Consider the following 16,154-nt stretch of genomic DNA (forward strand, 5'->3'; position numbering starts at 1 on the left):
TGCACTCAAGAGTGAGAGTCTTGGGGTTTCTTCCAGCTTCCAGGCGCGAAGCGCCGCTCTTCCAGCTTCAAGCTATGCAAATGAGGTCTGAGATGTCAGCTACCCCCTCCTACTCAAGACTGGACGTCGATCAGCGCGGTGTCGCCTGGCTGACGCTGGAACGCCCCGAGATCCACAACGCCTTCGATGACAGCCTGATCGCCGAGCTCAACGCCCATCTGGAGCGTCTCCACGAGGCCGCCAGCAAGGGTGAGGTACGCGTGGTGGTGCTGGGCTCCGCGGGCAAGAGCTTCTCCGCCGGCGCCGACCTGGGCTGGATGAAGCGCATGGTCGAGTACGACGTCGAGGGCAACCTCGCCGACTCGCGCAAGCTCTCGGCGTTGATGCACGGCCTCGACACCCTGCCCTGCCCCACGCTCTGCCGCATGCAGGGCGCCGCCTTCGGTGGCGCCGTGGGCCTGGCCGCCTGCTGCGACCTGGTCGTCGCCTCCGAGAAGGTCAAGTTCTGCCTCTCCGAGGTCAAGATCGGCCTGTCACCGGCGGTGATCAGCCCCTATGTGCAGCGTGCCATCGGCCCTCGTCAGATGCGCCGCTATGCGCTGACCGCCGAGGTCATCGATGCCCCCACCGCCCTGGCACTCGGCCTGGCCCATCGCATCGCCCCCCATGACGAACTCGACGAGGCCGTGGAGGCGATGCTCGAGATCCTGCTGGCCGGCTCGCCCCAGGCCCAGCGCGCCACCAAGGCGCTGCTCGCCGATGTGGCCCGCGAGCCCGACAGCGATGCCACCCGTGAACATACCTGCCGGGTGATCAGCGAGCTGCGTGTCAGCGAAGAGGGACAGGAAGGCCTTGCCAGCTTCTTCGAGAAGCGTCGCCCCGCCTGGACGCAACCCTCTGCTTCCGAAGAACCTGTTTCCAAAGAACAGAACCCCCGTGCCGCGGAGCCCCGCTCATGACCACTGAAATGAAGAAATTTGATACGGTACTGATCGCCAACCGCGGCGAGATCGCCTGCCGGGTGATGCGCACCGCGCGCGCCATGGGGCTGCGCACCGTCGCCGTCTACTCCGATGCCGATGCCAATGCCCGCCATGTGCGTGAGGCCGACGAGGCCGTGCGCCTGGGCCCGGCCGCCGCTCGCGACAGCTACCTCAAGGTGGAGGCAGTGGTCGAGGCGGCCAAGCGCACCGGCGCCGGCGCCATCCACCCCGGCTACGGTTTCCTCTCCGAGAACGGCCCATTCGTGGACGCCCTCGACAAGGCCGGCATCACCTTCGTCGGCCCGCCCGCCTCCGCCATCGCTGCCATGGGCGACAAGTCTGCCGCCAAGGCGCGCATGCATGACGCCGGCGTACCGCTGGTGCCGGGCTACCACGGCGACGACCAGGACGACGCCCTGCTCAAGGCCGAGGCCGACAAGATAGGCTATCCGGTACTGCTCAAGGCCAGCGCCGGCGGCGGTGGCAAGGGCATGCGAGTGGTCGAGTCCAGCGATGGCTTCCAGGCCGCCCTGGATGGCTGCCGCCGTGAATCCCAGGCCGCCTTCGGCGACCAGCGCATGCTGATCGAGAAGTACCTGACCCAGCCACGTCACGTCGAGGTGCAGGTCTTCTGCGACAGCCACGGTAACGGCGTCTATCTGTTCGAGCGCGACTGCTCCGTGCAGCGCCGCCACCAGAAGGTACTCGAGGAGGCGCCCGCGCCGGGCATGACTGCCGAGCTTCGCCGCGAGATGGGCGAGGCCGCCGTACGCGCCGCCAAGGAGATCGGCTACGTGGGCGCCGGTACCGTGGAGTTCCTGCTCGACGTCGACGGCTCGTTCTTCTTCATGGAGATGAACACCCGCCTGCAGGTGGAGCACCCGGTCACCGAAATGATCACCGGCCAGGACCTGGTCGAGTGGCAGCTGCGCGTGGCCATGGGCGAGACGCTGCCGCTGGCCCAGGACGAGCTGACGATCAGCGGCCATAGCTTCGAGGCACGCCTCTATGCCGAGGACCCGGAGCAGGACTTCCTGCCTGCCACCGGCACCCTGACCCGCTTCGCCCTGGACCTCGAGGGCGCGGGACTGGATCCCGACAAGGTGCGCCTGGACAGCGGCGTGGAGAGCGGCGATGCCGTCTCCATGCACTACGACCCCATGCTCGCCAAGCTGATCGTGCACGGCGGCGACCGCGACCAGGCACTCGCCACCCTCAACCGCGCGCTGGCCGCACTGGACGTGCAAGGGGTGGTGACCAACCGCGCCTTCCTGCAGCGCCTGGCCACCCACCCGGCCTTCAAGGGCTGCGATCTCGATACACGCTTTATCGAGAAGCACGAGGAGAGCCTGTTCGCGCCACGTGAGATCACCACCGAAGCCTACGCCTCGGCGGCCCTGATCGGCCTCAAGCAGCTCTCCCGGGAGTGCGAGAGCGACTCCCCCTGGGATCGTCATGACGGCTTCCGCCTTAACGCACCCAACACCATCCGCATCGCCCTGTGCGCCACCGGCCACGACCTCAGCCGCGCCCAGGCACCGGATGCCGAGGAGGTAGTGGTGGTCGAGGGCCGTCGCGAGGCCGCCTCCGGCCCCTGGCAGCTGGTGATCGGCGAGCGCACGCTGACCGCACGCATCCAGCACCTCGAAGGCGACGCCGTGGCGGTCACCCTGGATGGGCACCGTCGCCGCCTGCAGGCCCGCCTGGCCGACAACGGCGTGGTGGTGATGGCCGATGCCAGCGGCGAGACCCGCCTGTTCTGGCGTCGCATCGATGCCATCGACCACGGCCATCACGAGACGGAATCCACCCTCACCGCCCCGATGCACGGCACCGTGGTGGCGCTGCTGGTGGAGCCGGGCCAGAAGGTCGAGAAAGGCATGCCGCTGATGGTGATGGAAGCCATGAAGATGGAGCACACCATGACCGCCCCCGCCGATGGTCATGTGGAGAGCTTCCACTTCGCCGCCGGCGATACCGTCGGCCAGGGCGACGTGCTGCTCGAGTTCGCACCGGAGGAGTAACCCATGGCATTTCCCAAGCAGGTACGCCTGGTCGAGGTCGGCCCCCGCGATGGACTGCAGAACGAGTCGACGCCGATCGCGACCCGCACCAAGCTCGAATTGATCGACCGCCTCGGCGCGGCTGGCATCCGCTATATCGAGGCGGCCAGCTTCGTCTCCCCCAAGTGGGTGCCACAGATGGCCGATCATCATGAGGTGATGACCGGCCTCACTCGACGCGATGGCGTCACCTACGCGGCGCTCACCCCCAATCTCAAGGGGCTGGAAGCGGCACTCGAGTGCGGCGTCGAGGAAGTGGCCGTATTCGGCGCCGCCTCCGAGGCCTTCTCCCGGAAGAACATCAACTGCTCGGTGGCAGAGTCTTTGGCCCGCTTCGAGCCGGTGCTCGAGCGCGCACGAGAAGCCGGGGTGCGGGTACGCGGCTACGTCTCCTGCGTGCTGGGCTGCCCCTACGAGGGCGAGATCGCCCCCGCCAAGGTGGCCGAAGTGAGCAAGGCACTGCATGACATGGGCTGCTACGAGGTCTCGCTTGGCGACACCATCGGCACCGGCACCCCGCTCACTGCCAAGCGCATGCTCGAGGCGGTCAGCCGTGACGTGCCCATGGAGAAGCTCGCCGCCCACTTCCACGACACCTATGGTCAGGCGATCGCCAATCTCTACGCCGTGCTGGAGGAAGGCATCGCGGTAGTGGACAGCTCCGTCGCCGGCCTCGGCGGCTGCCCCTACGCCAAAGGAGCATCGGGCAATGTGGCAAGCGAGGACGTGGTCTACCTGCTCAATGGCCTCGGCATCGAGACCGGCATCGACCTCGACGCCCTGGCCGACACCGGCACCTGGATCACCCATGCCATCGGTCGCCCCAATCGCTCCAAGGTAGGCGTGGCGCTGGCCGCCAGGTAACTGCCGCACCAGAACGAGAAATTCCCTGAGCCGGGACACCGGTTCAGGGGCTTTTCGTGAACATCCTGGTGAGTTTATACGGCTAGCGACGATACTCGTAGAGGTTGTTCCGTGCCCCGTAGAGGTCTACGGTCCCCCGGGCACGAAAGCCCAGCGCGCGCAGCAGGCGGTTGGAACGCGCGTTGTCCGGCAGCGTCACCGCAAGCACCGACTCAAGCGCGTGCGCTCGCATGCCCTGCTCGAGCACCGCGGTCGCGGCTTCGAAGGCGTAGCCCTGACCGCAGAACTCGGGCAGGAACGCATAGCCGAGATCGGGCCCCTCCAGCTCGTCCCGCTTCACCAGGCCACACATGCCGATCGGCGTGCCCTCGCCTTTCAGCTGCACCAGGTTCAGGCCGAAGCCATGGGCGCAGTAACTCGCCACCGGGCCGCTATCGAGATAGCGAACGGCCTCCTCTCGGGTGCGAACCTGCTTGTCGGCGATATGGCGAATGAACGAGGGCTCATTCAGCAGCCGCACGATAAAGTCGGCATCCTCGTGGGCGAAATGTCGAATGGTCAGTCGCTCGGTATCGGATACTGTCGGCATGTCAATCTCTGGTTGAACGGTTGATGTGATCTTGCCCAGTAACAGTGGCCACCTGGTCGCGTCAGATCTCCCTTGTTGGTCTTTTTGATCTTCAAAATCTTTCGTCCTGACGCATGCCCCGTTGATTCACCACCGCTCGAATCACCCACGCCCTTGCTCTCGTCAGTCTCGAGCCAATCCCCTAGCTCAGCCGGTGACATGTTACAAGGTCTTTCCACTCTTCCCATACTCCCTCTCTAGACTTTCTAGGCGACATTGCAATCTACCCCCTTTGCCTTCACCAGATGTCATTTCCAATAAATCTAGCCAATTTAAACCATGCCCCTATATATAAAATCAAATGCATATAGGGCGATGACGGAGTCTTCAATGACGCCTTATTACATTCAAATTACACCCTAATGAGAATTATCAAGAATCCCAAGACACCAATAATTATGGCCAGCAGCACACTAGAATAAGAGTATTGATAAAAAACATGAACCCTATCCCTCTCGACCTTTATAGCAGTATCTATGGTAAGCAATTTCTCCTTGGGGATCATTTCCTGGTCCTTCAGGATAATCTCTCTCTCAAAACTCAATAGCTGTAAACGGCAATTATACACGAATATGGAACAGTTAAGAATATTGCCAGCTGCTACCATTAGGAGCACCATGGCAATTATCAGCAACGCCTTTTCCAACCACCATAGACTTCCCACCAGATCGAAATTCAGGCCTACCGAGATAATCAGGGTAACGACGCCACCTATCGCCGCACTTAGGTATTTGTTGTAGTAGCCTTCCCTCAACTCAAGGCTTTCCTTCCAGGCCTTGATATAATGCATTACCTCTTCTCTCGTCAACTCATCCTTTTCACTTGATTCGGAGAATATCCCTTTATCATCATTATGATTCGACATGACGCACCCCTTTTCTTCAGGCCACATTCATCTCTTGCAGACTGTCGTTCCAGTATCGAGGCTGGGTAGCTCGCCGTCGCTATAGCGCCTGGGACACGGCACGCCGGTAGGAGTCGCCTCGGTCATCGATGATATCGGTGATGACCCAGCCACCGCCCTGCTGGCCTAACCGGTAGGTCACGGTAGTCGGCTGGCCAAAGCTCTGGAACCTTGCCACACATCGAACTTCTTGCGCCGAGTCACAGGTAATATCCAGGGTGCGCGTGATCTCGCCGAGGTCGTAGTCGTTACCCGGAATCGCGGGCATGCCGATCGCCATGATCAGGTCTCGATCGCAGGCAGTCGCCATATCCCTCGCGAACGCAGCGTCGAACACCCTGGCCATCTCACGCTCGCTGCACCATAGGGTGCCGAACTGTTCGTAGAGTTGTCGGACCGTACGCGTCTGTGCCATATCGCCGCTGTCGGCCCAAGTTGACAACGACAGCGCCAGAGTCAGACAGAGCGGCGCCAGCAAGTGATTGGAGTGGGATAACACGGCGGAGCTTGTCATCTTGCCTCCCATGTTGGCGGAGCACCATCTAACCAAGGCTTCAGCCATGCGGTGTAACCCAGCCATTAGTGAACAAAGGGGCGAATCGTGAATGATAACCAGTCGACGCACGAGGTATCGCCATGATCATGATGACAGCGTAAGCAAGGGTAACCGAGCTCGCCAGGCCGGGATAGGTTGGAGGCAACCTCAGCCATGGGCCAGAAGACTGGCCACCGCCTGTTCGGCGTGTATCGCGGTGATATCGAAGAGCGGCACCTCAGTGTCGCCGGCCTGGATCAGCAGCCCGATCTAGGCGAAATCCACGCGGTAGAGCACCAGCCGTGCTTGAGTGACTTGCTTGCCTCAACTGAGATAGGCGTAGCAGGCGTTATCGCGCCAGCAAGGTAAATACCAGCAATCGCGCACCATTGTGCATCACGCCCACATCGCTAGCCGTTGTGATCACCCCCGCCTGACTTAGAACCGAGGATTGATCGTCAACGAGAGCATGGCCGAGAGCTGGCACAGTGGCCTTCCGGATGCCTGCTGCAGCTCATTGAAGGCCTCCTGAACCTGCTGCAGCTCGCGCTGACTCGTCGGCGGCTGGTCAACCACCCCGGCAGCCACCAGGCGGGCCACCACATCCCCGGTCAGCAGAAAGGTATCCTTGCCGATCAGGCGCAGGAAGCCGGCGGCCGAGCGTCCCCCCAGGCGAGCGCCACGCCTGGCCAGCAGGCGCCACAAGCCGATGATGTCGGCACTCGGCCAGTCGGCGATAAACTCGCCGAAGCTTGTGCCCTGCTCCTGGCGAATATCCAGGATGAATTGCGCATTCCTGGGGATAGTCTGCAGCTTGGTGCGGTGACGGATGATGCGATCGTTGTTCATGTAGCCATCGATCTGCTCGGGGGTAAGCAGCACCATCACCTCGGGATCGAAGCCCCAGAAAGCTTCCTCGAAGGCGGGCCACTTGGCGTCGACCACCGAGTGTTTCATGCCGGCCCGAAACACCCGCAGGCTCATGGCGGAGAGATAACGATCATCGCCCAACTGCTTCAGTTTATCCGACGCAAGCGGCCTGGGTAGAAAGGCCTCCATGGCATCGTCAGAGTCGAAGCGGTTACGAACCGTATCGTGGAGCCATCGGTAATCCAGTGCCATAACGGCCTCGTTAGGTTTTTGCCATCCCTGTTCTACACACCCACTCGGTCAACGCACGATCAGCGCACCGTGCAGCGCTCGATGATCTTGCCCGAACTGCCCTCCGCTTCATGCTGTAGCAGCATCCCCTCGGCGCCGGACCCGGCGCCCTTGGTCCACCACTCGAGCCCGCCGCCCACATAGCGTGCGCCGCTGGCGGAAGCCGCGATCTGCATATCGTAACGCTTCCCCTGATACTCGACCGTCGCACTCTCGGTATCGGGATAGGCGGCAGCGATACTTGCACCGCTGTCGCACTGGTACTGATGCATGCCAGCCCCAGAGGAGGCCTGCTGCTTCTGTGTCTCCCCGCTTTCCTGTGGAGACGTGGCACAGCCTGCAACAAGCAGAAGGGAAGCAATCGCAACGAGAGTCAGGGTTTTCATGATAGCCGTGGGTTGAGTATGGGTTTCATTCGACTTTTTTCATGCTACCGCGACGCCCTCAACGCAGCAAATCGGAGGCATGGAGGTTAAATGGGCGGCACGGATGACGCCTAACGCCGCTTAACAAGACAACCCACCGACCAATATCCGGGGAAAAAGCAGACGACCAAAACGGCAGAAAAGGCCAAGCCTGCCAGCGGGTAGGCAAGAGCCTCGGGCACACCAAGCCCCCAGCCAAGGGAAAAGGCCAAACCCTGGAAGGCCTCACCAGGCCACCGATAAACGGGTTGATGTGTTCCGTGGGTTAACCACCAGACAACTAGCGCGACTCCCGCCAGGGACGTCAGCACACCGGGAACAATTCGTCGTTTCATCTCGCTCGCCTATCGTGAATTCAAAATCGGCCACAAGGCCGAGCGGGGTCAAGTTCCAAGCGCCAACAACTTATCAGATTGGAGCTGGCATTAGCCAGAAATCTTGTAACGTCATAAATAATATTCATATACACAAGCCCCTACAAACACAACAAGTTAACTCATGCGCCTCCATGCAAAAAAACTAAAGATGACCAATAAGGCCCATGATTGTTTAGAGTTACTCCAAAATGATTAGCAAATCATCGCACTGCTCACTACGCTTTAACTTTCCACACAAAATAACTCACCCCTTCCTGCGCTAGATTTCTAATATTGATGGAGGACTCCGTCATGACCAAGTCCAGTGGAAATTCAAACGCCGTTCACCAGTCTGGATACCGCGCCATCAAGAAAGGGGGAAAAGCCGACATTGCGGGGTGGTGCCGGCCAGGGAGCACTCACGGCAATGGTCCTGACGACAGTGGGCCCGCGGGTGATGGTCCAGTTGTCCTGTTTGGCCCCGATGATCTTTTTGTCGCGGAATTCGGCAGAAAGACGCTCTCGGTCTTCGATTTTGACGCCTTGGGTGACGATAGCGAGGCGCTGATTCAGACAAAGCTCGACGCGACAATCGTAAAGGCATATGCCCCGGGCGGCGCCACGACACTGCTGCTGTATGCCATTGATGGGTATGGGAAGGCCTGGTCGATCGATTTCCGACCAGTTCCCGGCTGCCCCACCGCGACAGGTCTCTCGGCACAACCGCGCATTAAACGGATCGCCGAACGGGCGGAGGGCCCGATCAACGAGATCGTGGTGTTGAGACGGAAACTGATGCTGCATGTTACAGCACCGGAGAAAGGCAAGGTGCTGATGGAGGTCGACAGGCGTACCGGTCTTGCCAAGACGCTCGGCACGCTTGAGCTCGATGGCGAGCTGAGCGCACTGGACCCGGCGCGTCACAACATCCTGATGGGCCGCCACAAGGGAGAACTACGATTCATCCTGACCGGGGAAGATAGCCAGCGGGGCGGTATCGAGATTCATCGCCTGGACGTTGACCGGGTGACGGCGGCGGCCGTGGCCAATGGAACGCATCTGGTAATCGCTCGGAAAGGCGGTCTCATCAAGACGATGGATATGCGGGCTGCCCTGCCCGCGGTGACGGCTCGACAAGCCGATCCATTGGCGCGGATATGCTACCTGCTCAGGACGTTGCTCAAGCGCTGCGGTTGCGACTGCAAGTGTGGGTCCGGCACTGGCGAAGACGATGATCGACCGCGCGATCCCAACGACCCCGGCGATGATGAGCCCTGTAACGACCGCCACTCGGCCAAGGTCGGTTTCACGGTCCACCGCTTTCATCGGGCTGGGGGCCACCTTGTCGCGCTCAGCGCGTCGGCAACACGGATGGCCGTTCTGGACCGGCGGCTGAATGTGCAGTTCGAACGCCGCCTCGACCGTCCCGGAGCAGAGATTTCCGAAGGGCAGGGTCACACACAGAACCTGCTGATTCACCTACCCCGAACGGCACAAGTCGAAGCATGGCGGGTTGCCGACTATGTGGCGCAACTCAAGCCACGGCTGCCGGAGGATTTCGGCACCCTGGTCCCGGTGCCGGCCCCCTCGGTTACCTACTGGGGACGCAGGAACCCGCGTGCGGCACTGAACCCGACACTACAGATCTGCATTTTCCCCGTGATCGACGGTGGTCAGACCTATGGCGATACCGATATGACCGAACTGGTCGACCAGGTTTCGGCCAAGATCTTCGCGACCGTGGACGACTACTACGATGAAACCAGCTTTGGCGAGATGGCCATCAACTTTACCGTCTTCGGGCATGATATCGGCGGCGCGCGCAAGCCGCTGGTGCTTCCCCAGTCCCAAGCCAGCTATTGGTGGGACGGCTTCAGGGCAGGCGGGTTGCAGGCCGTCATGCCGGCAGACTGGGCGGACCCCGTGATGCTTGACGGGACCGAAGCGTTCGAAATGCGAGCCAACCCACGCGCGGGCGCCGTCAAGACCTACGATTTACCGTTCGCTGCGATGTGGAGCAGCGCCAATCTCGGCAACTTCCCAGTTTCACTGACCTTTGACGGCACAGAAACACTGGAGCTGGCGGTGGTGACCCAGACAGGCGACAGCCATGTCCTGACGCTGAACTTTCCAGCCACGACGCTGACGGTAAACCAGGGCGGAGACATCGCCGGCTTCCTCGGAGATCTCGGCGATCTGCTGACCAATGCGATCCGTGCCGCCGAGGCCACGATCACCGGTGCCCCTGTGCTGATCCAGGATGTCGAATTCCGCAGAATACGCACCTCCAGCGCCGATACCGCCTTCGGGCGTGCACAAGGCCGATTCAGGATCACATCGGCCGGTGGCGCCGCCACCCAGAAAGGACAGATATCGGTAACTGGGCCGGCGATGCCGGCGGCCCCCCTCGCCGCGCTTGGCCTTTCGATGGCGAGCATCCAGGGGGTGATGGATTCCAGCGGTGCCGTCAGCGCATTTTTCCGTGAATGCCTGCGGGCGGCCCAAGCCGATGCCGGCGAAGGCATCGGTGGTACCATGGCCTATTTCAATACCTCCGTCTCCACGGATTTCGACGCCGTCGCTCAGGAGATTACTGTCGGGGTAAACCTTACCGCCGATACCGGCGGCCAGCTCGCCACCATCGAGCGACTCTCAAGCTCGGAACTGGCGGGTACGGGCTGGGATACGGCCAGCCCAAATCCGGGTAGCGAGAGTGGGCCAAACAACTCCAACGCGCTGCGTCACGCCGTCGATCTGGCCGACGACACCTTTACCGCGGCGCTCGACCACATCCGGGCGACTACCGCATGGAACCGGAGTACGGTCGAATCGATGTTCGACAACTTCGACGTGATGATGATTGCGCATGTCGGCGCGCCGCATGCCGGAATACCGCCTGCCGACCAATGGGCTTGCGACGAGCCGGCCGATTTCGGCAGCAAGCGCATGTACGCTCGGAGCCACTATGCCACTGACCAGAACCCGCCTGGCGGGGAGGATCCCGTTCAGATGGGCACCGCGAGGATCATCGGTCAGCGATTCAACGCCTTCAACAATCCGCAAATGACCAACCAGGCAGGCGTGATGGCCCACGAGATCGGGCATGCGATCGGGTTGCCGGATCTCTATTCGGCCAATGGGTATCGCGACGACGTTGACTACGTGGATCCCTGGGCGATGATGGCGGGAGGCAATACCAACTTCCACCATTTCTGCGGCTGGTCCAAGTGGGCGATGGGCTGGATCGCCGACGACCCCGACCCGAGTGTAAATCGCACGATCTTCGTTGACCTCCCCTCGCCCACGGGCACCTCGGTGACCGAAGCCTGGCTTGTCCCCGTGGAGTACTGGGACAACGCCATGCGCAACGACGTACGCAACGAAGTCGGCGGGTCGGTACCGATCGGTCAGCTAATGAAACTGAATCTGGGCAGCGACGGCGGTGTTACCGCATTTCTCGAGCTCAGGGCCGAAGGCGCCAACTTTTCACAGAACTTGAGCCCCGAACCGACGGTGATTGCCACCAACGGGCTCGACCCGAATTCCGATCGGCACTGGGCGGTGAACGGCCTTTACCGGCGTTCCGTGCATCTTCTCAATGACGGCACCGAATTGCGTGCGATCAACGATACCTGGGACTTCGCGACCGCCCCCGAGTTTCCGGTCAAGAGGTGTGTGGCCGAGGTCGCCGACATTCGCACGGTGCGCGGGTCTATCCCGGTCTACCGGGTGCGTGTCGAGCGTGAGCAGGCCGAGTACATCGATCTCTACTTCCAGGACCACGTGCCGAGCTGGAAGAGTCCGGACATCTGGGTCGATTGGCCGGGGGATAATCCAGACCCAACGGTACCCCGAGTCTATCCCGTGGGAACGCCGACCGATCAGGGGGAAACCGTGCGCTTTCCCAGCAGTGGTGTCGAGCCGCACTATGTGGTGGCACGCGTCCATAATGCCGGCAACGTTCGTGCCGAAGAGGTCAAGGTCCGCTGGTTCGTCTGCGATCCTCCAGGGGCGGGCGATGACGGACGCTGGGTCAACCGCGGTACTCAGGTGATATCGGAAGTGGGACCAGGCACCAACGAGATCGCCGTGTTCGACTGGCAGGTCGATAACGCCACCAATGTGCATCAGTGCATGAGGATGGAGATTATCGATTGGACCATACCGAGTGAGGTCGATCCGGCCACCGGCGATACGGTGGCGCTGGCCTCCGACGACGTTAAGCTGCAGAACAACAACGCGCAGCAGAACGTTTTTGACTTCGAGGCACTGACCAGCTCGCCCTACCTGCCGATCAACTTCCTTATGCAGGTCCACAATGACAGAGTTGGCACCGAAATCGCCGCCCTGGTGCCAAGCGACCTGCCCTATGGTTCGAAGCTGACGATTTCGCCGCGCGAGCAGGCGATTCCGTCGGGCCAGGCACGAGTGTTCAACTGCACACTGGAGTTGGATGATGCGGTGGTCCGGCCGGGTTGCAACAATGACAGTGGCTTTCTGCTGACAGCATGGCGCCGGGCCGAGGAAGCCGACGAGATCTGGGGCAGCTGCTTCTACCATATCCGCCCGCGTTACCGCACGAACCTCGAGTTGCTGCAGGGCTCCTGGTTCCAGGGCAGGGTCGTGGTGCACGGTAAACTGCATGTGTTGACCGATACGGCCATCGATCTCGCCGAGGATCAGCCGCTGGCTGCCCGGATCAGGATGTTGACCGACGGACCGGAAGGCGGCCCGAACTGGCGGGTCGTAGCGATCCAGTCCGACGGCAGCTTCTTCCTCGACACCATCATTCAGGGCGCCAAAACCATGGTGATAGAAGCCTGGTTCGACCGCACCGACCGGCTCGGCTCTTCGGTGTCGAACGAGATCACGCTGAAGCAGGGCTTTGTCGGATAGCTGTCGGGACCCTACAGATAGTGGCTGACCCCACGGAGTCCGACGGCCAGGGGCGCTGGTGTTGCCTGCCTTACGACACGGGAGGCACTTCCACCCCGATAAAACCGCCGGACTGGCGCCGCCACAGGGCGGCATAGAGGCCATCCCGCTCCAGCAGTTCGCGGTGGGTGCCGCTCTCAACGATACGCCCCTCGTCGATCACCACCAGGCGGTCGAGCATGGCGATGGTGGAGAGGCGATGGGCAATGGCGATCACCGTCTTGCCCTCCATCAGCGTATAGAGCTGTTCCTGAATCGCCGACTCCACCTCTGAGTCCAGCGCTGAGGTGGCCTCGTCGAGCACCAGAATCGGCGCGTTCTTGAGCAGTACCCGGGCAATCGCGATGCGCTGGCGCTGGCCGCCGGAGAGCTTCACGCCCCGCTCGCCCACCTGGGCATCCAGGCCGCGGCGCCCCTGCAGGTCTACCAGCTCGTCGATAAAGGTATCGGCGTGAGCACGGCGCACCGCCTCGAGAATCGCCTCCTCGCACGCCTCGGGGCTGCCATAGCGGATATTGTCGCGCAGCGAGCGGTGCAACAGCGAAGTATCCTGGGTGACCATGCCGATATGGCGGCGCAGTGACTCCTGTGTCACCCCGGCGATATCCTGACCGTCGATCAGGATCCGCCCGCCCTCCAGGTCATAGAAGCGCAGCAACAGATTGGCAAGTGTCGACTTGCCCGCCCCGGAGCGGCCGATCAGCCCCACCTTCTCGCCGGGGGCGATGGCCAGCTCGAGGCCATCGAAGACCCGCCTCCCCTCCCCATCCGGGCGTTCATAACCGAAACGCAGTCCCTCGAAATGGATCTCGCCCCTGGGCACCGCAAGCGCCGTGGCATCCGGCGCATCCTTGACCGCCGGTTCCCGGGCGATGGTGTTGAGGCCATCCTGCACGGTGCCGATATTCTCGAACAGGCTCGCCACCTCCCAGAGTATCCAGTCGGACATGAAGCGAATGCGCATCACCAGCGCAATGGCCACCGCGATGACACCCAGCGACACCGCCTCCAGATACCAGGCGCCGATGACCGCCGCCGCCACCCCGGCCAGCAGCAAGGAGTTGAGCAGGGTCAGGCTGACGGTAAGGCCGGTGGCCAGACGCATCTGGCGATGCACGGTGGTCATGAAGCCCTCCATGGCATCCCGCGCATAGGCCTCCTCGCGACGAGTATCGGCGAAGAGCTTGATGGTCTGGATATTGCTGTAGCTGTCGACGATGCGCCCGGTCATTACCGCTCGGGCGTCGGCCTGCTCCATGGATACCCGGCGCAGGCGGGGCACGAAGATCCGCATGATGGCGAGATAACCGGCAAGCCACACCACCAGCGGCAGCATCAACCAGGGCTCGGCACTTCCCACCAACAGCATGGCGCCAACGAAATAGACCAGCACATAGACCATCAGGTCCATCAGCTTCGTTACCGTCTCGCGGGTCGCCAGCGCCGTCTGCATCACCTTCTGGGAGACCCGGCCGGCGAACTCGTCCTGATAGAAGGCGAGGCTCTGGCCCAGCATATGGCGATGCGCCAGCCAGCGCCCGATCATCGGGTAGTTGCCGAAGATGCTCTGATGGGTGACCAGCGCCTGCAGCAGGGTGAGTAGCGGCAACACGACCACCACCAGCACCGCCATGCCGGCCAAGCGCCAGCCATGCTCAGTGAAGAAGCCCGCGCGCTCGGCACCGGCCAGCCAGTCCACCAGCTCCCCCATATAGTGAAAGAAGAGCACCTCGGCCGCTGAGACCAACGCCGTCAGCAGCGACATCACGATCAACAGCGGCAGCACCGGCCGCGAGAAGTGCAGGATAAAGGGGAGCAACCCCCTGGGTGGTGTGCCCCGACTATCCTCAGGGTAAGGGTCTACCCGAGCTTCAAAATAGCGAAAAAGGGCACGAAACATGATAGCTATCCGGTTGCATGGGGTGAGTAGGAGTTAAACCGTTCTACTCCAGCTGGACGGTAAGCCCACCGTGGGTGCGTCGCAAGGTTCACAAGGGGAGATAAAGCCGCAGCCAAAGGAAAAAAGCCATGGCAAAATCACCACAAATTCCAAGTTATTATTAACCTGCTGCCTCCCCTATACACACGTCGGGTGATGTCATCTTCTCGATAGCAATATCATGATGGAAAACAGTTCTGTTACGTCCACTATTCTTTGCCGTATAGAGGGCCTTATCGGCTCTTTCGAATAGTGAGGCCCGATCCCTCTTCTCCTGTGAAACTGCCACTCCCATGCTTGAGGTGACGCTCTGCGCGCCTTCAGGCAGGGGGAATATCGTGGTCGCAATCGCCTCATGCAGTCTCTTCGTAAAGCCTTGTGCGTCCAGCAGACCTGAGTTGGGAAGAAGAATCGCAAATTCCTCACCCCCTATTCGACCCGCAATGTCATTCGAACGAACAGTGCGGCGTAACAGACTTCCAAATATGGATAAAACATCGTCGCCAACAGCATGACCGAAGCTATCATTGATCTTCTTGAAATGATCAAGGTCACACACAACCATAGCCATTGAGCCACCGGTGGTGTGGATGAGGAGGTCAGCCCTCTCTTCGAAGCCCCGCCTATTGAAGATACCTGTGAGCCGGTCAATATCACGTTCACGCCGTAAGTCTTCGATAACATCGGTTATGGCAGCAGCCAGGATCACAAAAGCCAACCCAGCGCCTAATACAGATAGAGAAAGCTGCAGTGTCTGCCAGAACAACGATTCAGCAAACAGAGATGTATCAACGGACAGATAGGGCTCCACGGTTAACACCGTACGCGGAAAAAACTGGATCGAAAAACCAAGAAGCATCCAGAACAATGCCTTGTCAATAAATCGTCCTCTCACTATTCCCTTGAGTCGCCATGCCACCACAAGAAGCAGAAAGCCCACCCCGAAATTCTGAACATAAATACGCGCCACCAGGCTGCGATCAATATAAAAAAAGTACCAGATTAAAACACTGGACATCACCAAAACTGAAATGGCGTAGATCACCCCAAACTTCTTTCCAGAGCGTCGCAAAAGTCCTTCGGAGACAGCCAGGACCGCAGAGATATAAAAGAAGTTCGAAACCAGTGCGTTTACGCCAGCATCGGACGGCCAACCGAATACCTGGATAAACACACCAAGAGCAAATGACACACAACCTCCAGAAAGCAACAGAAGGTAGTGCCGCTTGCGCTCCAGCATCCATGCCCACAGGAATGACAACCCAAATACCGATAATGTACCCGGCCCAATAAGCAGCAAGGCCAAACGGATATTCCCTTCATCCATAAATACGTTCCCAGCGGCTTCACTCTGCTATTGG

General features: G+C 60.8%; 12 protein-coding genes. 4 read left to right on the top strand and 8 right to left on the bottom strand.

Features of this window, described 5'->3' with window-relative positions; all coding sequences use genetic code 11:
* The first annotated feature begins 92 nt into the window (after positions 1 to 92).
* Genes GRB80_RS10110 through GRB80_RS10120 form a run of 3 tightly spaced genes read left to right on the top strand, consistent with a single transcriptional unit; the run spans position 93 to position 3,910 of the window.
* A complete protein-coding gene (locus GRB80_RS10110; RefSeq protein WP_161423496.1) occupies positions 93 to 959 on the top strand; it encodes an enoyl-CoA hydratase-related protein in 867 nt (288 codons plus the stop codon).
* Positions 956 to 3,007 (top strand): acetyl/propionyl/methylcrotonyl-CoA carboxylase subunit alpha, encoded by a 2,052-nt coding sequence (locus GRB80_RS10115; RefSeq protein WP_161423497.1) that lies wholly within the window; start codon positions 956 to 958, stop codon positions 3,005 to 3,007. Before GRB80_RS10110 ends, GRB80_RS10115 begins: the two co-directional genes overlap by 4 nt.
* 3 nt (positions 3,008 to 3,010) lie before the next feature.
* The gene (locus tag GRB80_RS10120; protein ID WP_161423498.1) at positions 3,011 to 3,910 is read left to right on the top strand and encodes a hydroxymethylglutaryl-CoA lyase; all 900 of its coding nucleotides are present in this window, start codon (positions 3,011 to 3,013) and stop codon (positions 3,908 to 3,910) included.
* 82 nt (positions 3,911 to 3,992) lie between these two features.
* Here GRB80_RS10120 and GRB80_RS10125 read toward each other — a convergent pair whose 3' ends face one another.
* The 6 genes from GRB80_RS10125 to GRB80_RS10150 all read right to left on the bottom strand — a co-directional run bounded on the left by GRB80_RS10125 (position 3,993) and on the right by GRB80_RS10150 (position 7,410).
* A complete protein-coding gene (locus GRB80_RS10125; RefSeq protein WP_161423499.1) occupies positions 3,993 to 4,499 on the bottom strand; it encodes a GNAT family N-acetyltransferase in 507 nt (168 codons plus the stop codon).
* Entirely contained in the window at positions 4,469 to 4,726 is a 258-nt protein-coding gene (locus GRB80_RS16600; RefSeq protein WP_374708677.1) for a DUF3140 domain-containing protein, read from the bottom strand. The genes GRB80_RS10125 and GRB80_RS16600 overlap by 31 nt, the downstream gene beginning before the upstream one ends.
* Before the next feature lie 164 nt (positions 4,727 to 4,890).
* Positions 4,891 to 5,403: a hypothetical protein gene (locus GRB80_RS10135; RefSeq protein ID WP_161423501.1), complete on the bottom strand. Its 513-nt coding sequence runs from the start codon at positions 5,401 to 5,403 to the stop codon at positions 4,891 to 4,893.
* A 79-nt stretch (positions 5,404 to 5,482) separates the two neighbouring features.
* Entirely contained in the window at positions 5,483 to 5,956 is a 474-nt protein-coding gene (locus GRB80_RS10140) for a YqhG/Tai3 family protein (RefSeq protein ID WP_161423502.1), read from the bottom strand.
* Between the two features lie 459 nt (positions 5,957 to 6,415).
* Entirely contained in the window at positions 6,416 to 7,099 is a 684-nt protein-coding gene (locus tag GRB80_RS10145; protein WP_161423503.1) for a DNA-3-methyladenine glycosylase I, read from the bottom strand.
* A 59-nt stretch (positions 7,100 to 7,158) separates the two neighbouring features.
* The gene (locus GRB80_RS10150; RefSeq protein ID WP_237561964.1) at positions 7,159 to 7,410 is read right to left on the bottom strand and encodes an MliC family protein; all 252 of its coding nucleotides are present in this window, start codon (positions 7,408 to 7,410) and stop codon (positions 7,159 to 7,161) included.
* An 821-nt stretch (positions 7,411 to 8,231) separates the two neighbouring features.
* On the opposite strand from GRB80_RS10150, the gene GRB80_RS10155 reads away from it, so the two are divergent.
* A complete protein-coding gene (locus tag GRB80_RS10155) occupies positions 8,232 to 12,815 on the top strand; it encodes an immune inhibitor A domain-containing protein (RefSeq protein ID WP_161423505.1) in 4,584 nt (1,527 codons plus the stop codon).
* 70 nt (positions 12,816 to 12,885) lie between these two features.
* Here the strand turns inward: GRB80_RS10155 and GRB80_RS10160 are convergent, their stop codons facing one another.
* Both GRB80_RS10160 and GRB80_RS10165 read right to left on the bottom strand, forming a co-directional pair.
* Entirely contained in the window at positions 12,886 to 14,754 is a 1,869-nt protein-coding gene (locus GRB80_RS10160) for an ABC transporter ATP-binding protein (RefSeq protein ID WP_161423506.1), read from the bottom strand.
* A gap of 160 nt (positions 14,755 to 14,914) precedes the next feature.
* Positions 14,915 to 16,120, bottom strand: a complete 1,206-nt coding sequence (locus tag GRB80_RS10165; protein ID WP_161423507.1) for a GGDEF domain-containing protein — start codon at positions 16,118 to 16,120, stop codon at positions 14,915 to 14,917.
* Positions 16,121 to 16,154: the final 34 nt, after the last annotated feature.

The organism is Halomonas icarae (genome assembly GCF_009901955.1).
Lineage (GTDB): Bacteria > Pseudomonadota > Gammaproteobacteria > Pseudomonadales > Halomonadaceae > Halomonas > Halomonas icarae.